Genomic DNA, 19,667 nt, shown 5'->3' with positions numbered 1-19,667 from the left:
CGCAGAGGCCGATTTTCTCACGTTGGGAGTCCTCCATGTCCGATCTTACCATCGGTCGCGAGAGCGTTGGCGCTTCGGTGCGCTCCGCCTCCGACCTCTACCGCGCCGTCTGGCGTTGGCATTTTTACGCAGGCCTTCTCGTCCTGCCTTTCATGATTACGCTGGCAATCACTGGCGGCCTTTATCTCTTCAAGGATGAGATAGACGCGGCGATCCATTCCGATCTCAAGCGCGTCGAAGTGCAGCCGGGCGTAAACCGTGCGGCACCTTCAGCGATGGTGGCCGCCGCGCTTGCTGTCCACCCTGGAACTGCAGTCAAATTCACCGACCCGGCCACGCCCGACGCTTCTGCCGAAATCACCATCGGTACGGTGGCGGAAGGTAAACTTGCCGTGTACGTTGATCCCTACACCGCCAAGGTGCTGGGCGCATTGCCGGATCGCGGCACCGTCATGTGGACGATCCGCTATCTTCACAGCCTAAAATATTTCGGAAACTACGCACGCATGCTGATCGAAATCGCGGCCGGTTGGTCAATCCTGCTGGTTGCCACGGGCATCTACCTCTGGTGGCCGCGACGCCAGACTGGGGGCGTTCTTTCCGTTCGCGGCACGCCGAAGCGCCGGGTCTTCTGGCGGGACATGCACGCCGTGACCGGCATATTCGTCGGCTTCTTCATCGTCTTCCTGGCCATCACGGGCATGCCGTGGTCCGGGGTCTGGGGTGGCAAGGTCAATGAATGGGCGAATGGCAACAACTTCGGCTATCCCGCAGGGGTGCGCGTCGCCGTACCGATGTCCGACGAGCACCTCGATCACATTGCCAAGACCTCGTGGTCGCTGGAGCAGGCGCAGGTCCCGCAGTCTGCCGGGCACGCGCATCATGCACAGCCGATCAGTCTCGACGGCGCCGTCGCCACCTTCGACCGTCTTGGCCTGCATCGTGGCTACGCCGTGAATATTCCGACGACGTCGGACGGTGTGTTTACCGGATCGGTCTATCCCGATGACCTTACCAAGCAGCGGGTCGTACATCTCGACCAGTATTCCGGAACGCCACTGATCGACATGAGCTATGCCGACTACGGTCCGCTCGGAGAGTCGCTCGAGTGGGGCATCAACACCCATCTCGGTCAGCAATTCGGGCTTGTGAACCAGCTTGTGCTTATCGTCGCTTGTGCGGCGATCATCCTGCTTGCGGTTTCGGCTGCGATCATGTGGTGGAAGCGACGCCCGGCCGGATCGCTCGGCGTTCCGCCGATGCCGGCGGACAAACGCGTGTTTCGCGGCCTGATTGCGATCCTTGCCATCGGCGGGGTGCTCTTCCCGCTGGTCGGCCTGTCGCTCATCGTTATGCTCGGATTGGATTGGCTCTACGTCAGGTCCAGAAGGTTGCCATCGATCTGACCTCGCTGGGGAGGCGGACACACTCGCGCCCAGCCCGATCGACAGATAGCAGAAAGGCCGTGGAGGAGAGAATCCACGGCCTTCTCATGCATCCTCTCTCGGGGTCTCGGTCCTTAGAGGTTGCTCATCCCGCCATCGATGACGAGCTCGCTGCCGACGATATAGGCGGCTTCATCGGAGGCGAGGAAAATGATCGTCTTGGCAACCTCGCCGGCATCGCCGAACCGGCCTACCGGGATTTGCGCCTGGATCTGCGAAGCCATGGCTTTGGCGTCGGCTTCCGACATCCCGAACTTGCCATAGAGCGGTGTCGCGATCGGACCGGGGCTGACCGCGTTGACGCGAATGCCGCGGCCGATCAGTTCGCCGGAGAGCGTCTTTGCCAGCGTCAGCAGCGCGCCCTTGGTCAGGGCGTAGACGCTGGAATTCGGCATGCCGATATGGGCGTTGATCGAGGTGTTGAGAACGATCGAAGCCTGCTTCGAAAAGAGCGGCAAGAGTGCCTGGATCAGGAAGAACGGACCCTTGACATTGATCGCGATCGACTTGTCGAAGGCTTCCTCGCTCCATTGTTCGAGCGGGCCGAACTCGGCCACGCCGGCATTGACGAAGAGGATGTCGAGATGGCCGAAAACGTCCTTGATGGTGGCGGCGACGGTCTTCTGGCCGGCAGCGTTGCCGGCATCCGCCTGGATGACCAACGCCTTGTCGCCAAATTCGGCACGGGCGGCCTCGACGCTCTTTTCGCTACTACCGGTGATGGCAACGCGAGCGCCTTCGGCGATGAATTGACGGGCGGTCTCGAGGCCGATGCCGCTGGTGCCGCCAGTGATGAGAGCTGTCTTGTTCTGCAAGCGTGCCATTGTCGTGAGTCCTTATGATCCATTGATGTTGGGAGGATGCGATTGCAATTGCTAGCCGCGATATCCGCTCTTTCCACAATCTTTCCGGTCAGAGCGGATAGCTTTCGAACTCAGGTGCGGGTGATCGAGGCGCCACCGTCGACCAGCGAGGCGGTGCCGGTGACGAAGCTCGAGTCGTCGGATGCGAAGTAGAGCACGGAGCGGGCAAGTTCCTCAGGCGCAGCGACACGCTTCAGCGCATGCAGGCTGGTGATGAAGCTCTGCTTGCCTTCGGTGTCGTTCATCTCGCGATACATGTCGGTGTCGACAGCACCCGGCAGAACCGCATTGACACGCACATTCTTCGGGCCGAATTCGGCAGCGAGCGCCTGTGTCAGGCCGATGAGGCCGGACTTGCTGGCGGCATAAGCGGCAACGCCCGGGAAGGCGAAGCTGTAGCCGACGAAAGTCGAGGTGAAGATGACGGAGCCGCCGCCGTTCTTTTCCATCTGGCCGATCTGATGCTTGGCAGCCAGGAAGGAGGCCGTCAGGTTGATCGTCAGCGCTTCAGTGAAACCGGCTTCCGAAACGCTAGTGCTGGGACCGGCTTCGCCAAGGATGCCGGCATTGTTGAAAGCAATGTCGAGCTTGCCGTAGCGATCGACTGCGGTGGCGACCAGCGCCTTGTGATAGTCTTCCGAGCGGACGTCGCCGGCAACGGCGACGGCGTCTCCACCGGCTGCCTTGATCTCTGCCACCAGGCTTTCAAGTTCTGCCTGGCGGCGGGCGCCGACCACGACCTTTGCGCCCTCGGCAGCAAAGAGCTTGGCCGTTGCGCGACCGATGCCGGCGCTCGCGCCGGTTACGATGGCGACTTTTCCATTCAAGCGGTTCATTGTTCCATCTCCAGTGTTGGGTTGTGGGTGGCGATTGCCGTCCCTTTCGATGAGCAGAAGATGGCATTTTCTTTTCGTTCGGATTAGTCTCCAAATGGTGGAACTCGAATTCGGATTTGCCGAACGATGATCAGGGTTGAGGGAATAACGGCTTTCGTGGCGATCGTGGAAGCCGGCTCGGTCAGCGAGGCCGCCCGGCGCCTGCGGTTGTCGAAGTCTGTCGTCAGCGAGCGACTGGCGGAGCTTGAAAAATCGCTCGGCGGTGTGCTCCTTCATCGCACCACGCGAAAACTCACCCTCACGGAAGACGGCACGGCCTTTCTGGAGCGCGCGACGCGGATCGTTCAGGAAATAGAGGAAGCCACCGCCGAGATGGCGGTACGCCGTGGCACACTATCCGGACCGCTGCGCATTGCCGCCCCCGTCACCTTCGGGCGCATGCATCTTGGCCCTGCGCTATACCCGTTTCTGGCCGAGCACCCGGAGATCCAGCTTGTGCTCGACATCGACGACCGCCGCGTCGATGTCTCCTCGGAAGGGTATGATGCCGTGGTCCGCCATGGCCCGATTGTCGACTCCCGGCTGGTGGTATGGAAGCTCAGCCGCAGTCGTCGGATTTTGGTCGCCTCGCCGGCTTATCTCGGCCGCCATGGTATGCCGAAGACCCTTGCCGACCTCGATGGTCATAAAGGCATCTTCTACACCAACCGGGGCGTTGCCGACTGGCGGTTCCAGACCCCGGATGGAGCGATCGTCGTGCGGGCAAGCCAGGCCGTCGGCATGAACAACGGAGACATGATCCGCGATGCCGCGGCCGCCGGTCTCGGAATCGCGCTGCTGCCAGCCTTCATCGCCGGACCTGCGATCAGTAAGGGACAGCTGCAGGAAATCGATGTCGGCTACAGGCCGGAAGCCGAGTTCATCTATATGGCGCATCCGGAGGGCCGCAATCCGTCCGCGAAGTTGCGCGCCGTCGCGGACCATCTGCGCAGGACCTTCGGAGATCCGCCCTATTGGGATCCCGCCGGATGATCAGATGAGGCTCATCATGTTTGCGGCGACGCGCGACCGCTGTGCCTTCAACATAGCAAGTCCGAGACGCGCCACCAGCGGTGGCCCCTCGATCGGTCGGTAGGCGACGCCATCGAGAGCCAGATGGGCAATCGAAGCCGGAACGATCGACACGCCGAGATCGGCGGCCACAAGATTGACGACCGACGGAATCTGTGGCGCCTCCTGTGTCACGACGAGCTCGAAACCGGCATCGCGGCATCCGCGCACGATATCGTCATAGAGACTGAGACCGACCGTGCGTGGAAACAGAATGAAGGGTTCGCCGGCAAGCGCCGAGAGTGGCACCTTCCCGTATTTTGCAAGCGGGTGGTGCGCCGGCAAAGCAATCAGCATCGGCTCGTCCGCCAGTCGCTTCAGCGTGACGTCTTTCGGATCTTCCAGACCGGGTCTGATGAAGGCGACGTCGATTTCCTGCCGCAGCAATTTCTCCATCAACCAATTGCTGTTCATCTCGGTCAAGGAAAGGCCGACATCGGGCCACTGGCTGCGAAAGCGGCGGATCGTGCCGCTGACCGCCGTGTTGAAGGCGGAGGACGCGGTGAAGCCGAGTGCCAGCCGCCCGGTCTCGCCACGTGTCGCGCGCTGTGCGGCGAGTTTCGCCTTTTCGGCAGCAGCAATGGCAGCCCGGCCTTCCGGCAGGAATGCGCTGCCCGCCTCCGTCAGCTCCGCGCCATGCGGGACGCGATGAAACAGCGCGGCGCCGACCTCATGTTCAAGGTCGCGGATCTGCTGGCTGAGCGGCGGCTGGCCGATGCCGAGCTTCGCGGCGGCGCGGGTGAAATTCCCCTCTTCGGCCACTGCCAGGAAATAGCGGATATGGCGCAACTCCATTGGTATCTCCAAAAGCTATCGACAATGGCACTTTCATATATTGGACAAATGGCGCGCTGCTGGCTAGGTCAAAAGGCGTGAAAGGTTGGTGCCCCAATGCAACGCGCCGCAGATAAGCCCTTAGACGCCTCCGAAATTCACTCGCGTCCAAATCTCCACGTCGTGCGAACGACGGCGGAGCCGCAGGACAGGCAGTTCCTGCTGCGCGGCACCTCGTCCTATCGGCGCGCCAGCCTCGCGCTCTTCCTTTCCGGCTTTGCTACCTTTTCGCTGCTCTATTGCGTGCAGCCGCTGATGCCGATCTTTGCCGCGGACTTCGGAGTAAGCCCGGCGGCGAGCTCGCTATCATTGTCTTTGTCGACCGGTTTTCTCGCCTTCGCGATCTTCTGTGCCGCGGCCGTCTCCGAAAGCTTTGGCCGCCGCAGCCTGATGTTCGCTTCGCTGCTCGGGGCCGCGCTTTGCACGATCGCCTGCGCCCTCGTCCCAAGCTGGCACGCGCTGCTTGTTATCCGCGCGCTTGAAGGGCTGTTGCTCGGCGGCGTACCGGCTGTTGCGATGGCCTATCTCTCCGAGGAAATCGATCCGCGGGGACTTGGCGCTTCGATGGGCCTCTATATCGCTGGGAATGCCTTCGGCGGTATGGCAGGCCGTGTCGTCACCGGCACGCTGGCTGAATTTTTCTCCTGGCGCGTCGCATTGGGGGCGCTCGGCGTGCTCGGCCTCGCTGCAGCAATAGGCTTCTTCCTGCTGCTCCCCGCATCGCGCAATTTTACACCGCGCAAGGGTTTCGACGCCCGATTCCACGTGAGGGCCTGGGCCGGACATCTCAGCAATCCTGCCCTGCCGCTGCTCTTCGCCATCGGCTTTCTCGCCATGGGCACCTTCGTCACGGTTTACAACTACATCGGCTTCCGCCTAGTTCAGCCACCATACAACCTCAATCAAACCGAGCTTGGCCTGATCTTCACGGTTTACCTCTTTGGCATCGCTGCCTCGTGGGTTGCCGGCATGCTCGGTGACCGCATCGGTCACTTCATCGTCCTGCCGGCCGGCATTGCGGTCGCGGCATTGGGTGTGACCGCGACGCTCTCATCCTCCTTGCCGCTGATTGTCCTTGGCATCGTGCTGCTGACATCGGGCTTCTTCGTCGCCCATTCGGTGGCAAGCGCGCTCGTCGGTCGCCTTGCCCGCGGCACCAAGGGGCACGCTTCCGCGCTCTATCTGCTGTCTTATTACATCGGTTCCAGCGTTGCCGGTTCGGTCGGTGGCTATTTCTGGGGTGCCGATGGCTGGAATGCCGTCGTGGTCTTCACGCTGGCACTGCTGGTGCTCGGTATGGTCGCGGCGCTCGCCGCCGCGAGGCTGGCCAAACGATAGGCGTCATAACCAAAGATAGTAAGCGGACTAAACAGTCTTTGCCGTGCGCCGCGGTTGAGCCCCTCTCATGCCACTCCACAGATACCAGAAGACGGAGATCAGGATGATCACACCGCCGATGATCGTGGAAAGGGTGGGTGTCTCCGAGAAGGCGAGCCAGACCCAGAGCGGGCCGAGCACGACGTCAAGCAAGCCGATCAGTCCAGCCTCGCTCGACGGAATATAGCGGCCGCCGGTCATGAACAGCAGATAGGCGATCCCCGATGTCGTCGACCCAAACACCACGAGCACGAGGATTTCCTGCCAGCTCGGTAGCGTGTGGGACATCAGCGGCAGACAAAGCAGCACACAGAGGCCCGACCCCAGCGCGTTGACTGGCGCCAGCCGCAGCGCCGGATAGCGTCGCGCTGCCACGAGCAGAATGCTGAAGGTTAGCGTCATCAGGAACGCCAGGGCATTGCCCGCGATGTCCTGGGGCCTCGCCCCGAAACCTGCAACAATCAGGACGCCAACGAAGGCGATCATACTGGCGATAAGCACGCGCCTACTGATGGTCTCCTTCAGCCAGAGATAGGCGATGGCTGCGGCGACGAAGGGAACGGTCGCATAGATCGCCAGCACGTTGGCGACGGTCGTCAGCTTGAGCGCGCCAATATAGCCGTACATCGAAATCGCGGCCATCAGACCAAACAGCGGATAGAAATAGAGCGGTGCCTTGCCAGGCGCGGCACTGATCCGCTTCTTTGCCAAAATGATGATCGTCAGCGCCAGTCCACCAAACAGTGAGCGCCAGCCGAGCACCGTCCAGACATCGAGGTCGAGCGCCCGGACGAAGAGCCCCGCGGTGCTCCACATGATCGTAGCGATGCTGACGAGGAGCATACCGTAGGTGCGGGGCTGCATGGTGAGATCCGTTCGTTGGAAGGGCAGCTGTCGAGTCGACATCCGATCTGTATCAGAGACGCCAGACCAGCGATCGATCGGTTGCGCCACGCCATAGCGTAATCCGACAGAAAATGCCTCCAGACAGCCGCCGCGGCGCTATCCAAGCCTGATGTAAGGAACGTCCTTCCTTGCCACCTCATCCAGCGCCTCGTCATAGCCGGCATCGGCATAGCGCATGACGCCGAGCGCCGTGTCGTTGGTGAGCGCATGGTCAAGTCGCTCGTCAGCTGCATCGGTGCCATCGGCCACGACGGTCACGCCGCAGCTTGTCATGTAGCCGGCATAGCCGCCGCCGCCGGAATGAACGACGACGAGATCAGCCATCGACGAGCAAAGCATCATCGCATCGATCAGCGGCCAATCGGCGATCGCGTCGGAGCCGTCCTTCATCCGCTCGGTCATGATGTTCGGATGCGCCATCGCGCCGGCGTCGAGATGATCCCGCGAGAAGGCGACGGGCCCTTTCAGCTCACCGCTTGCGACGAGTTCGTTGACCCGGCGGGCGAGCATCGTGCGCTCGCCGTGGCCGAGCCAGGCAATGCGGGCCGGCAATCCCTCGAAAGGCACATGCTCGCGCGCCAGCCGGATCCAGTTGGTGATGATCTTGTTCTCGGGGAACATCTCGAGCAGCAGATCATCGATCCGGGCGATGTCGCTTTCCTCGCCCGACAATGCCATCCAGCGGAAGGGACCGATTGCCCGGGCAAAGAGCGGCCGCAGATAGGCTTCGGTGAAGATCGGGATGTCGAAGGCGTTGGCGACGCCGCCTTCCTTCGCCTGTGTGCGAATGAGGTTGCCGTTGTCGAAGACCTCGGAGCCCTTCTTCTGGAAGTCCAGCATGGCGGTTACGTGCTGCACGATCGAGGCGCGGCTTGCCGCCATCAACTGTCCCTGACCATCGTCGCGCAGCTCGCGCACCTGCGCGAGGCTCATCCCCTTCGGCACGTAACCGTAGACAAGATCGTGCGCGGAGGTCTGGTCGGTGACGATATCGGGCACGATGCCGCGCCGTGCGATTTCGGGATAGATTTCCGCGGCGTTGCCGACGAGACCGACGGATAGCGCCCGCTTTTCCTTCACGGCGGCGTCGATCATCGCAAGCGCCGTATCGAGATCCGGCGCGATTTCCTGCAGATAGCCGATCTCTTGCCGCTTCTTCGCGCGCTCGGCATCGATGTCGACGCAGAGGATGGCCGCACCCGCCATGCGGCCGGCGAGCGGCTGCGCGCCGCCCATGCCGCCGAGCCCCGCCGTCAGCACGAAGCGTCCGAAGAGATCGCCGCCGAACCGGCGCTCTGCAATGCGCATGAAGATTTCATAGGTGCCCTGGATGACGCCCTGACTGCCGATATATTGCCAGGCACCGGCCGTCAGCCCGCCCCAGCAGATCAATCCCTTCCGCTGCAGCTCGTAGAAGACCTCGGCCTTCGCCCATTGCCCGACGATGTTGCAGTTCGCCATGATGACGAGCGGTGCCTTCGCGTGCGTCTTGACAACGCCGATCGGCTTGCCGGACTGGATCAGCAGCGTCTGATCCTCGTCCATCTCGGTCAGCGCCTTGACGATGCCCTTGTGCGCCGCCCAGTTGCGCGCGGCCTTGCCGAGCGCGGCGTAGACCACGAGATTGTCCGGATCCTCGCCGACGGAGAGAACGTTTTCCAGAAGCCGCAGCAGGGCCTCCTGCCGCCAACCCTTGGCGCGCAGGTCCGACCCGCCCGGAATCGGAAATTTCGGATGACGTGGATTGGGCTTCGGCATCTTGGTTGTTCCTCTATCTTCGCTTGCCGCGTCGGAATCCGGCGCGGCTCAGGCTTTCGCGGCCAGCGCGTAGCGGGCAAGCTCGATCCCCATCGCCTTTTCCACCGGGGGATAGACGGTCGGGTCGAGAACGCTTGCCGACAGCGGAATGATGCTCATCGGCACATGCAGGATGAACACATGCATGCCGCTCTCCAACTGACCGACGCTCAGTGGTTCTCCCTCGGGCGAGAGCGTCGTAATGACCGAGGGGAAGGTGGCGATGCGTTTGCCCTCGATGTCGTCGACGGCCATGTATTCATTCATCACATGCATGGTCACCGCCTTGTCGCCGGAGCCGACGACGATCGTGCCTATGTCGAAGGCTTCCTTCGTATAGACGACGTCCTTCTTGGTGATGATGCCTTCGGCCAGGATATGGCCGCCGGTGGTCTTGCAGATGGCGTCGATCACGGCTGAACCGCCGATCTTCTCAGCCGCAATGATCGCCTCGCCGAGGGCAAGCGCCATCGAGATGCCGCCAAGTGCAGCATGGGTACGCACATAAGAGGCACGCAGCGGGTTGCGGCAGCTGGCGATGAAGCCGCCCGACTGGTCGGAGGCCGCCCGCAGAATCGGTGAGATCTTCGCTGTCGCGCCCTTTACGACAAGCTCGATGTATCGGTTCTCGGCGCGGTTTCCGCCGACCGCCGTCTGGATCATCTTTTCAGGCGAGCCCGCCATGCCGATCGAGCCCATGTCGCCGGTCGGATGCGCGCGGATATCGCCGACGGCGTCGACGACCTTGGTTCCAAGAATGGCGGAAGGCAGCCAGCCGTTCAGCGTCGATGACTTGCCGTTCTGGCCGATGATCAGGCCGGACAGTTTCTCGCCGAGCTCGTCCTGCAGCAACTGCACGGCCTTCACATAGTCGATGCCCTGCATCTCCCAGGGCGTCGTGGAGGCGGGTGCGCCGATCGCGGCGGCCGTCGCGATCCAGTCGTCGTCCTTCAGCTCGTCGATCGACACAAGTTCCGGCTTGCCGACGTTGACCGCTGCGTAACCGAGCATGCGCCCGTGATCCGCCCAGCCGCCCCCACCGGCAGCATAGACCGACCCGCCCTTGACCGCTGCTTCGACGTCCTTTTCAACCAGTATGCGTCCCATCAGGCATTCTCCTGCTTCAAGCTCTTGTCCATGTCCAAGACGGCTTCGAAAAGCACGGCCGCCCCTAGCGCGATGTCGTCGTTGTTAGCCCATTCGTCGGCGGAGTGGCTGCGCCCCTCCTTGCAGGGCACGAAGATCATGGCCGCAGGCGCGACCTTGGCAATCCAGGCCATGTCGTGGCCGGCGCCCGATGCCATTCGGCGGTACCTGGCGCCGACGGTTCCGCACGCCCTTTCAAATGTCTTCAACAGTCCGGCATCGCTCGGCGTCGGACGGTTATCCGAAACCCGCATGGGACTCTTGATCGAAACTCCGTAAGCGATGGCTAACTTAATCACGTGCTCGTCCAGCCACTCGCAGAAAGCTTCCATGTCGTTGCGAACCTCCGCCCGCCCATCGATCAGCAACACGACCTTCGACGGAACGACGTTGGCCGCATTCGGCTCGATCCGGAACTCGCCGACTGTCGCAGCGAAATGCCCCGGTGTCTTCGCGCGGGCGGATGCGGCATTGCGGATATCGAGCACTAGTTGCGCGGCGGCGACCAGCGCATCCGAGCGGCTATCCATCGGAGTCGTGCCGGCATGGTCGGCGCGCCCCTCGACGACAATCTCAATCCGGGTGATCCCGGCGATCGCAGTGACGATGCCGATGTCCTTCTTCTCGTTCTCCAGAACCGGCCCCTGCTCGATATGCAGTTCGAGAAAGCCTGAAATATCGGGCCTGTTTTGCTGCTGCAGCACGCTCGGGCGCCCACCGACCTCGGCAATCGCCTCGGCCAGGTCGCGCCCGTCCGTCGCGCGGGCAAGCCACGCTTCCGGCAGCTGCCCGGTCATGCCCCGGCTGCCGATACAGGAGACACCGAAGATGCTGACCTCCTCCGCGAGGAAGTCGACAATCTCGAGGTCGTGATCGAGTTCGATGCCCCGATCGCGGAGCGCACGAGCGACTTCCAGCGCTGCCACGACGCCGGCAATGCCGTCGAACCGTCCTCCATCCGGCACAGTGTCCGAATGCGAACCGAGCATGATCGTGCCGAGCCCGTTGCCGGCTCCCTGTCGCTTGCCGATCAGGTTGCCGGCGGCATCAATCCGCGTCTCGAGGCCAGCCGCCCGCATGCGAGCTTCGATATAGGCGCGCCCCTCAAGAAAGAGTGGCGAGAAGGCGCGGCGGGTCCAGGGATGACCGGGTTCGGTAATCCCAGACAGGGCGTCGATATCCTCTGCGATACGATCCGCGTTGACCGGCAGGTTTCGGCTCATTCTGCGGCTCCGGCGATTACCTGCCTCGGCAGCGGACGCACAAATTGGCCGTTCCCGGGTTCAGCCGACACGGTCGCGCCATCGGTGATCTTCTTGCCGCGCAGATAGGTCGCGGCGACCGTCCAGGGAAGGCGGATACCGTTGTAGGGGCTCCAGCCGACCACGTTGTTGCCGCTGGCTGCGGCGTCATAGACCGTTTCGCGCGGCTCGAGCACGACGATATCGGCGTCCTTGCCTGGCGTCAGCGCGCCCTTGATATGATCGAGGCGGAAATGCTTCGCCGGGTTTTCCGCCATCAGCTTGGCCGCCCAAGTGAGCGGAATGCCGCGCTCGGAGGCACCCTTGACGAAGAGCGGTACCATCACTTCGAGCCCGGGAACGCCGGACGCGTTTGCGAGCATGTCAGGGTTGGTCTTGCGATTTTCGGACCAGCTGACGTGATCCGTCGAGACCAGCCAGACATTGCCTTCCGCAATCTTGCGCCACAGCGCCTCGACCTCGGCGCGTGGTCGGATCGGCGGATTGATCTTCGCCTTACCGCCGAGCCGCTTGACGTCGTTTTCCTCATCCAAAGTCAGGTAATGAATGCAGCATTCAACCGTCGCCTCGAAACCGTCGCGGCGGTAGGCGCGTGCGATGTCGTAGCCGCGCCCGAGTGAACAATGCACCACATGTGACGGGCAACCCGTATTGGCGCCCGTCTCGAAGATGGTGTGCATGGCGAGCAACTCGGTGATCGGCGGCCGGGACAGTCCATGCGCGCGCCAATCAGTGATCCCGCTCGCCTTCACGCGATCCATGTAGGTGCGAACGGCCTCGTCGTCCTCGTTGTGAACGCCGGCGGTCAGCCCGGTCGGCGCTATCGCGGCAAAGCATTCGTCCAGCAGGGCAGGGGGGATGCGCGGAAAGCGTTTCGGATCCGTACCGAACGTCGAAAACTTGAAGGCGGCAACGCCCGCATCGACCATTTCGGCAACCCGCTTGGCGCCTTCCTCGGGATCGACGGTGCCGTAGAGCGCAAAATCGACCCGCGCCTGCGGGCCGGCATGGGCGATCTTCTTCTTTACGGCTTCCGCCGAACAGACAAGATTGCCTTCATCGTAGGGCATGTCGACGATCGTCGTCACGCCGCCGGCAGCAGCCGAGCGCGTCGACCAGATGAAATCCTCCTGGTCCTTCTGCGACAGCGAGTGAACCTGGGCGTCGATGGCGCCCGGCAGGATCAATGCCTTGCCGAGGAGATGGCGTTCGCGCGCGGCAGGCGGCACTCCAAGGCCGATCTCCGCAATCTTGCCATCGCGGACGGCGACGTAGCCGGCTTCCAGGATGCGCTCCGGCAAAACGACCGTGCCTTGCAGAACGAGATCGAAATCAGCCATGCCGCTTTCTCCGTGGCGAATATTGAAGGATCAGATGGCGACCGGTTCCTGGGTCAGGCGCTGCTCGATGCGCGCCAGCGAGCCGAGCGCAAAGAAATCGTCGAAGGATGCGATCGGCACCTCTTCGATCAGCTTGGACATGAAGGCGTCGGAGCCGAATTCTTCCTCGATCGCTTCCACCTCGGCAGAGAGTGGCCGGTCGACCGTATAAAAGTCCGCATGCTTGCGAACGATGTCATAGAGCATCCCGCCGACGCCTTTCGGCTTGTCGCCGAGAATGTCCACCGCCTGCGCTGAAAGCAGCGCTTCGAGAGCGGCGAGGCGCATCAGCGCGCGCGTCTGGCGTTCGAAGCGCTCGATCACCAGCGGCAGGAAGGCAGCCTCATCCTCGAGGCCGGCTGCAACCACCAATGACTGCGCCGAAACCGGGTTCGACATCGACAGCACGCGAGAAAAGATTTCGCCGGCCAGCTTGATGATCGGACCGAAGCCAGTGGCGATACGGCCAGGCGGCACGAGATTGACCGGTAGGTCACGGCGCTGGCCGTTGCCGAGCAGGACACAGCGGTTGAAGGCATTGCGGGCGGCGTGCGCCATGCAGAGAGCAGCTGATTCCAGCAGGATTGTCACGTCGAGCGGCAGCGATCCGCCCGACGTCATGACCCGCCCCTCGACGACGACTGGATTGTCGTCGGAGCGTCCGGTGGCGGCGAGGATCTTGTGACCCGTCGTCAGCAGGTTCTCGATGACGGCGCCGAAGACCTGCGCGATCATGCGCAGGCTCAATGGGTCCTGGACGTGAGTCTTGATCGGCCAGTGCCAGGCGTCCGACGCATTGCAGAGCCAGGAGCCGATCAATGCCTCCCGGGAGGTGCCGACATGGCGAACGGAAAGCCACGGGTCGCGGGAAGCGCCGAGTGCACCCGAAGCCATCATGCCGGAGGCGAGCAGCACACGAATGGAGGCAGCGGCATTGCGAGTGGCGTCCGCTGCCGCGGCAAAACTCACGGCATTGACGCTGAGCGAGGCCAGACTGTCGCGCGGTGCCATGGTGAAGGGTTTCATGCCGGCAGCGGCGAAGGCATCGGCCGCCTGCATGCGCTTGCCGCGATGGACGGCTTCACCGACTCCCGTCAGTACAGCGCCGATCTGCCCCATCAGGCCGATATCGGCGCAGCCAATGGAGCCGGTGCGGCGCACGACCGGAATGATATCCGCTTCAAGCATCTGCATGTATGCATTGACGAGTTCGGGTGTACAGCCGACTTGCCCCGTCAGCGCAGTATTGATGCGGATGGCCATCGCGTTGCGCACCACCGAGCACGAAAATGGCGTACCAGTGCCGAAGTGATGCGCCCGCACCAGCCCGAGATTGAAGGCATCGAGGTCCTCGGGGGACCACTCGACATCCTTCATGGCGCCGACGCCGGTGGTCGCTCCATAGACGGGCATTCCAGACTTGATCGCATCCTCGACGATCCCGCGCGCGATCTCGACGCGAGCCATCCCGGTCGCAGAAGCCGAGATCGCCACCTTTCCCGATCCGACCCTCACCATTTCGGCAAAGCTGAGCGGCTGTCCGGAAAGTTCGATGCGGGGGCGTTCATGCTTCATCTGCCATATCTCCTGAAAAGTGAGACTATGCGACGGCGCTACTCGATGGGATATCCCAAATATCGAACACAACATGCATTGCTGCGATGGATCAGGTGACCACCCAAGCAATATAAAGAAGGGCGAGCGCGATAATCCAGAGGGCGAACCGGCCGGAACGATTGTGTCGCGCCTCGGATTTGCCGATCGCCTCAGCCGTTTCCGCGTCGAACCGCAATCCGTTCTCGCTCATCTGCAGCAGTTGATGGTGGAATTTCTCGGTCTTGGCGGCAATCTCGGGCGCTGCTTCGGCTAGCTTCACAGCCGCCTTCAGCCCGTCCTTGAGATCGGTGACGATGCGCTTCGGGCCAAGATTGTTGCGGATCCAATCGCCGACAACGGGTTCGGATGCCTTCCACATGTTGAAGCGTGGATTGAGCATGCGCGACACGCCTTCGACCACGACCATGGTCTTCTGCAGCATGACCAGTTCGGGCCGCGTCGCCATGTCGAAGAGTTCGGTCACCTCGAACAGCAGGGTCAGCAGCTTGCCCATCGAGATCGTCTCGGCAGGCTGGCCGTGGATCGGCTCGCCGATCGCGCGGATCGCCTGCGCGAAGCTTTCGACATTGTGGTGGCCCGGCACGTAGCCTGCCTCGAAGTGGACTTCGGCGACCCTGATATAGTCGCGGGTGATGAAGCCGAAGAGAATTTCCGCCAGAAAACGGCGCTCCTTCTTCCCCAAACGCCCGACAATCCCCATGTCGACCGCAACGATATCGCCGTGCTCGTCGACAAACAGGTTGCCTGGATGCATGTCGGCATGGAAGAAGCCGTCGCGCAGCGTGTGGCGCAGGAATGACTGGATCAACGTGTCTGCGAGCAGGTTGAGGTCGTGGCCGGCGGCCCTCAGGCCTTCGACATCCGACATCTTCACGCCGTCGATCCACTCCATGGTGATTACGTCGCGGCCGGTGCGCTCCCAATCGACCTTCGGCACGCGGAAGCCTGGGTCTTTCTCGGTATTTTCGGCAATCTCGGAAAGGGCCGCCGCCTCGAGCCGCAGGTCCATTTCGACCTTGGTCGTCTGCTCCAGCGTCTTCGTGACCTCGACCGGCCTTAGCCGCCGGCTCGAAGGCATGAAGCGCTCCTGCATGTGAGCGACGAGATACATCGCCTCGATGTCATGCGTGAAGCGTTGACGCACGCCGGGGCGAACGACCTTCACCGCAACCTTCTTGCGCCCAGCAGGTGTATCGACCTCGGCGGGGTGCACCTGCGCGATCGAAGCGGCGGCAATCGGCTCGCCGAAGCTTGCATAAAGTTCTTCTGTCGGGCGGCCGAGCGATCCGGCGATGCTCGCCTTGGCGGCGGCGAGCGGAAAGAATGCCATGCGGTCCTGAAGCTGCGACAGATCGTCGGCGAACTCGACACCAACGACATCGGGGCGCGTTGCCAGGAATTGACCGATCTTCACATAGGAGGGGCCCAGCCGCTCAACGGCTTGCGCCAGCCGGTCGCTGCGCTTCTTCGATTTTGAACGATTGCGCGCGAACAGGCCCACAAACGACTTGGCAAGGCCGACCGATGGCGGCAGATCTTCCGACGGCAAGGCCGAAATCACGCCTTCGCGCACCAGAATCCAGCCGACGCGCCAGAGCCGGAAATATGCCCCCAGAGTGCTCATGCCGGATTGCCTGCCTGCGAAAGCGAGCGGGTGAACGATTGTTCTCGAACCATCCCTTAGAGCTTCCAGCCGGAGTGGAGGGCCGCAATCCCGCCGGTGTAGTTCGTAAAGCTCACGCGCGAGAAGCCGGCGTTGCGGATCATCTCGGCGAAATTCTCCTGGTTGGGAAACTTGCGGATGGATTCGACAAGATATTGATAGGGCTCGGCCTCGCCGGTGATCGCCTTGCCGAACTTCGGAATGGCGTTGAATGACCAGCTGTCATAGACGCGGTCGAGCAGCGGCAAATCCACTTCCGAGAACTCGAGTACCAGCAGCCGGCCACCACGCTTCAGCACGCGATAGGCTTCGCTCAGCGCTACGTCGATGCGCGGCACGTTGCGGATGCCGAAGGCGATCGTATAGGCGTCGAAGCTGTTCGGCTCGAACGGCAGCTCCTCGGCGTTCGCCTCGACGAAGGTCAGGTTGTCGGAAAGCTTCTTCTTGGCGGCGCGCTCGCCGCCGACGGCCAGCATCGAACCGTTGATGTCGAGAACCGTCGCATGGGCCTGCCGGTTGGAGGCCTCGATGATGCGAAACGCGATGTCGCCGGTGCCGCCGGCAACGTCGAGAACCTTGTAGCCGGGCTCCTTGCGCGGGTTCAGCGCCGAAATCATCGCGTCCTTCCAGACGCGATGCATGCCGACCGACATGACGTCGTTCATGATGTCGTAGCGCTTGGCGACCTTGTGGAAGACCTCGTTGACGAGGCCCTGCTTTTCACCGTCCGCCACTTCGCGGAAGCCGTAGGATGTTTCCATGCCGCCTTCGGCGGAGGTACGGCTTTCTGACATCGAAATACTCCATCTATCTGAAATCGGCGCGGCGACCATAGCGAACGGACGCGCGCGGCGCTATCTGTGGGCCACGGTCAAGGCCGCGGCACCTTGGCGCTATAGCGCACAACGCCCGTGGTTGAAACATGTTAGATATAGATGGGTTAAGATGCCGGAATTGCCAGAAGTCGAAACCGTCCGACGCGGGCTTGCCCCCACCATGGAAGGCGCGCGGATCGCCCGCCTGGAGCTGCGTCGCAAGGACCTGCGGTTCCCCTTTCCGGACGGTCTGGAGACGCGGGCAACCGGCCGCGAGATCGTCGCGCTCGGTCGCCGCGCCAAATATCTGCTGATCGACCTCGACGACGGCACGACAATCATCTCGCATCTTGGCATGTCCGGCTCGTTCCGCATCGAGACCGGGCCAGTGTCCGATCAGCCTGGCGACTTTCATCATCCGCGTTCGAAGGATGAAAAGCACGACCACGCCATCTTCCATCTCGAGGGCCCGACAGGCATTAGTCGCGTCATCTATAATGACCCGCGCCGCTTCGGCTTCATGGATATGGCGCGGCGTTCCGAGCTTGAGCTCAATCCCTTCCTCTTCGGTCTCGGGCCGGAACCAACAGGCAACGCACTCAGCGCCGCCTATCTGGCGGAACGTTTCATCGGCAAGGCGCAGCCGCTGAAGAGCGCGCTGCTCGATCAGAAGAATATCGCAGGGCTCGGCAATATCTACGTCTGCGAGGCGCTATGGCGCGCGCACCTGAGCCCGACCCGTGCTGCGGCGACGATCGTGACCAACACCGGGAAACCGGCCAAGCAGATGGATCTTCTGGTCACCTCGATCCGCGACGTCATTGCCGACGCCATCAAGGCGGGCGGCTCGTCGCTGCGGGACCATATCCAGACGGACGGTTCGCTCGGTTACTTCCAGCACTCCTTCTCGGTCTATGATCGCGAAAGTCTGCCTTGCCGTACTCCGGGCTGCGGCGGTACGGTCGCACGCATTGTTCAGGCGGGGCGTTCGACCTTCTATTGCCCTACCTGCCAGAAATAACGGGAGGATTGTCCATGGCCTACGAAACGCTGATCGTTGAAACCCGCGGTGCAGTCGGGTTGATCACCTTGAACCGCCCGCAGGCGCTGAATGCGCTGAACTCGACGGTGCTGAAGGAACTCCTGCAGGCCTACGAAGCCTTTCAGGCCGATGATGCCGTCGGCGCCATGGTGCTGACCGGTTCCGAGCGCGCATTCGCGGCCGGCGCCGACATCAAGGAAATGCAGCCGCTCAGCTATGTCGATGTCTACAGCCGCGACCTGATGAGCGGCTGGGACGATGTCGCCAAGGTGCGCAAGCCCGTCATTGCCGCCGTCAGCGGCTTTGCGCTCGGCGGCGGCTGCGAGCTCGCCATGATGTGCGACATCATTATCGCCTCGGAAACCGCCAAGTTCGGCCAGCCCGAAATCACCCTTGGCGTCATCCCCGGCATGGGTGGCTCACAGCGGCTGACGCGTGCCGTCGGCAGATATAAGGCGATGGACCTGATCCTGACCGGCCGGATGATGGATGCTGCTGAAGCCGAGCGCGCAGGACTCGTCTCGCGTGTGGTGGCGCCGGATCGGCTGCTGGAGGAGGCGCTGGAGGCGGCCGCCAAGATTGCATCGCTGTCGCGTCCGTCCGTGCTGATGGCGAAGGAGGCGGTAAACCGCGCGCTGGAGACGACATTGGATGAAGGTCTGCGCTTCGAACGCCGGCTTTTCCATAGCCTGTTTTCCACCGAAGATCAGAAAGAGGGGATGACGGCTTTCATCGAAAAGCGTAAGCCTGCCTTCAAGAACCGCTGAGCCTTGGAGAAAGGCGGCGTTTCCTCGAAAATGCGCGTTGACGTGGGTCGGCTTTAGGGTTATATGCCCGCCCACGGTTCGGGAAGCCACTCCGGTTTTCCGATTATGCTCCCGCATTGCTGTATGAAGTGGCCGCAAGGCCCGCGGTAATGACGGAGTTTGTTCGAATTCTTAGAGAGGCATCCATGGCCAATACAACTTCGGCGAAAAAAGCGACCCGCAAGATCGCCCGCCGTACCGACGTCAATAAGGCTCGTCGCTCGCGCGTTCGTACTTTCGTTCGCAAGGTCGAAGAGGCAATCGCATCTGGTGATGCTGACAAGGCAAAGGAAGCTTTCCTGGCCGCGCAGCCGGAACTGGCTCGCGCCGCAAGCAAGGGCGTTGTTCACGCCAACACGGCTTCCCGCAAGGTTTCGCGCCTCGCAGCTCGTGTGAAGGCCCTGTCGGTTTCTGCGACCGCATAATCCTTCGTTAATAAACGCATCATTATGATTAGCCCGGCAACTTTGTCGGGCTTTTTCGATTCCGCCGACTGGCTTCCGTATGGTTAACTCGGCGACGATTTCATGTCGAGCGTGTGACACGAAAAATACAATAAAAACAAGTGTTTGCTGTAGGATACTTCAGGTGCACGCGACTCGGGCTCTACAATCTGCGGTCTGAGCAGAGTCAAGAAGCTTTTTTATTTTTTTCTTTTTATGCGTGTCAAAAATGTCAGCGAGGCGAATCTCCTTGATTCAAAAGCGATTCTTTTTTGACACGGATGTGACGCCCTAAAGGTGCCGCGGGAGTCAACGGGCCGCTCTTA

Annotated in this window: 17 protein-coding genes; 6 read left to right on the top strand and 11 right to left on the bottom strand. The window is 62.0% G+C overall.

Annotated elements, in window-relative coordinates:
• Nucleotides 1-35 precede the first annotated feature (35 nt).
• Nucleotides 36-1,406 carry a PepSY-associated TM helix domain-containing protein gene (locus FHT77_RS05820; protein WP_183753316.1) on the top strand — a complete coding sequence of 457 codons (1,371 nt, stop codon included), beginning with the start codon at nucleotides 36-38 and terminating at the stop codon, nucleotides 1,404-1,406.
• Nucleotides 1,407-1,519: 113 nt separating this feature from the next.
• Here FHT77_RS05820 and FHT77_RS05815 read toward each other — a convergent pair whose 3' ends face one another.
• A complete protein-coding gene (locus FHT77_RS05815; RefSeq protein ID WP_183753314.1) occupies nucleotides 1,520-2,269 on the bottom strand; it encodes an SDR family oxidoreductase in 750 nt (249 codons plus the stop codon).
• Nucleotides 2,270-2,379: 110 nt separating this feature from the next.
• Nucleotides 2,380-3,144 carry an SDR family oxidoreductase gene (locus FHT77_RS05810; RefSeq protein ID WP_183753312.1) on the bottom strand — a complete coding sequence of 255 codons (765 nt, stop codon included), beginning with the start codon at nucleotides 3,142-3,144 and terminating at the stop codon, nucleotides 2,380-2,382.
• Nucleotides 3,145-3,270: 126 nt separating this feature from the next.
• Here FHT77_RS05810 and FHT77_RS05805 point away from each other — a divergent pair, with 126 nt between their 5' ends.
• The gene (locus tag FHT77_RS05805; protein ID WP_183753310.1) at nucleotides 3,271-4,176 is read left to right on the top strand and encodes a LysR family transcriptional regulator; all 906 of its coding nucleotides are present in this window, start codon (nucleotides 3,271-3,273) and stop codon (nucleotides 4,174-4,176) included.
• On the opposite strand, the gene FHT77_RS05800 is transcribed toward FHT77_RS05805, so the two are convergent.
• Nucleotides 4,177-5,049, bottom strand: a complete 873-nt coding sequence (locus FHT77_RS05800) for a LysR family transcriptional regulator (RefSeq protein WP_183753308.1) — start codon at nucleotides 5,047-5,049, stop codon at nucleotides 4,177-4,179.
• Nucleotides 5,050-5,145: 96 nt separating this feature from the next.
• Here FHT77_RS05800 and FHT77_RS05795 point away from each other — a divergent pair, with 96 nt between their 5' ends.
• Nucleotides 5,146-6,426 (top strand): MFS transporter, encoded by a 1,281-nt coding sequence (locus tag FHT77_RS05795; RefSeq protein WP_183753307.1) that lies wholly within the window; start codon nucleotides 5,146-5,148, stop codon nucleotides 6,424-6,426.
• Between the two features lie 27 nt (nucleotides 6,427-6,453).
• Here the strand turns inward: FHT77_RS05795 and FHT77_RS05790 are convergent, their stop codons facing one another.
• The 8 genes from FHT77_RS05790 to ubiE all read right to left on the bottom strand — a co-directional run bounded on the left by FHT77_RS05790 (nucleotide 6,454) and on the right by ubiE (nucleotide 17,029).
• Entirely contained in the window at nucleotides 6,454-7,329 is an 876-nt protein-coding gene (locus tag FHT77_RS05790; RefSeq protein WP_183753305.1) for a DMT family transporter, read from the bottom strand.
• Nucleotides 7,330-7,467: 138 nt separating this feature from the next.
• Nucleotides 7,468-9,129: a urocanate hydratase gene (locus tag FHT77_RS05785; RefSeq protein WP_183753303.1), complete on the bottom strand. Its 1,662-nt coding sequence runs from the start codon at nucleotides 9,127-9,129 to the stop codon at nucleotides 7,468-7,470.
• A 48-nt stretch (nucleotides 9,130-9,177) separates the two neighbouring features.
• Nucleotides 9,178-10,275, bottom strand: coding sequence for a DUF917 domain-containing protein (locus FHT77_RS05780; RefSeq protein WP_183753301.1), 1,098 nt, complete (start codon nucleotides 10,273-10,275; stop codon nucleotides 9,178-9,180).
• Nucleotides 10,275-11,537, bottom strand: coding sequence for a Zn-dependent hydrolase (locus FHT77_RS05775; protein WP_183753299.1), 1,263 nt, complete (start codon nucleotides 11,535-11,537; stop codon nucleotides 10,275-10,277). Before FHT77_RS05775 ends, FHT77_RS05780 begins: the two co-directional genes overlap by 1 nt.
• Complete coding sequence (locus tag FHT77_RS05770; RefSeq protein WP_183753297.1) at nucleotides 11,534-12,916, bottom strand: dihydroorotase family protein; 1,383 nt, start codon at nucleotides 12,914-12,916, stop codon at nucleotides 11,534-11,536. The genes FHT77_RS05775 and FHT77_RS05770 overlap by 4 nt, the downstream gene beginning before the upstream one ends.
• A gap of 30 nt (nucleotides 12,917-12,946) precedes the next feature.
• Nucleotides 12,947-14,530, bottom strand: a complete 1,584-nt coding sequence (locus tag FHT77_RS05765) for an aromatic amino acid lyase (RefSeq protein WP_183753290.1) — start codon at nucleotides 14,528-14,530, stop codon at nucleotides 12,947-12,949.
• Between the two features lie 91 nt (nucleotides 14,531-14,621).
• On the bottom strand, nucleotides 14,622-16,196 hold the full coding sequence (ubiB, locus tag FHT77_RS05760; RefSeq protein ID WP_183753288.1) for a 2-polyprenylphenol 6-hydroxylase: 1,575 nt from the start codon (nucleotides 16,194-16,196) through the stop codon (nucleotides 14,622-14,624).
• A gap of 56 nt (nucleotides 16,197-16,252) precedes the next feature.
• Entirely contained in the window at nucleotides 16,253-17,029 is a 777-nt protein-coding gene (gene ubiE, locus FHT77_RS05755; protein ID WP_183753286.1) for a bifunctional demethylmenaquinone methyltransferase/2-methoxy-6-polyprenyl-1,4-benzoquinol methylase UbiE, read from the bottom strand.
• Nucleotides 17,030-17,180: 151 nt separating this feature from the next.
• Here ubiE and mutM point away from each other — a divergent pair, with 151 nt between their 5' ends.
• From mutM to rpsT, 3 genes are all read left to right on the top strand, one after another.
• A complete protein-coding gene (gene mutM / locus FHT77_RS05750; protein ID WP_183753284.1) occupies nucleotides 17,181-18,071 on the top strand; it encodes a bifunctional DNA-formamidopyrimidine glycosylase/DNA-(apurinic or apyrimidinic site) lyase in 891 nt (296 codons plus the stop codon).
• Nucleotides 18,072-18,085: 14 nt separating this feature from the next.
• Nucleotides 18,086-18,859 (top strand): enoyl-CoA hydratase, encoded by a 774-nt coding sequence (locus FHT77_RS05745; RefSeq protein WP_183753282.1) that lies wholly within the window; start codon nucleotides 18,086-18,088, stop codon nucleotides 18,857-18,859.
• A gap of 185 nt (nucleotides 18,860-19,044) precedes the next feature.
• On the top strand, nucleotides 19,045-19,323 hold the full coding sequence (gene rpsT / locus FHT77_RS05740) for a 30S ribosomal protein S20 (RefSeq protein WP_183753280.1): 279 nt from the start codon (nucleotides 19,045-19,047) through the stop codon (nucleotides 19,321-19,323).
• The last annotated feature ends 344 nt before the right edge of the window (nucleotides 19,324-19,667 follow it).

The sequence above is a fragment of the Rhizobium sp. BK181 genome (assembly GCF_014193305.1).
GTDB lineage: Bacteria > Pseudomonadota > Alphaproteobacteria > Rhizobiales > Rhizobiaceae > Rhizobium.
Note: the sequence above shows the minus strand (reverse complement) of the source record. Positions and strands in the feature narration are given on the sequence as shown.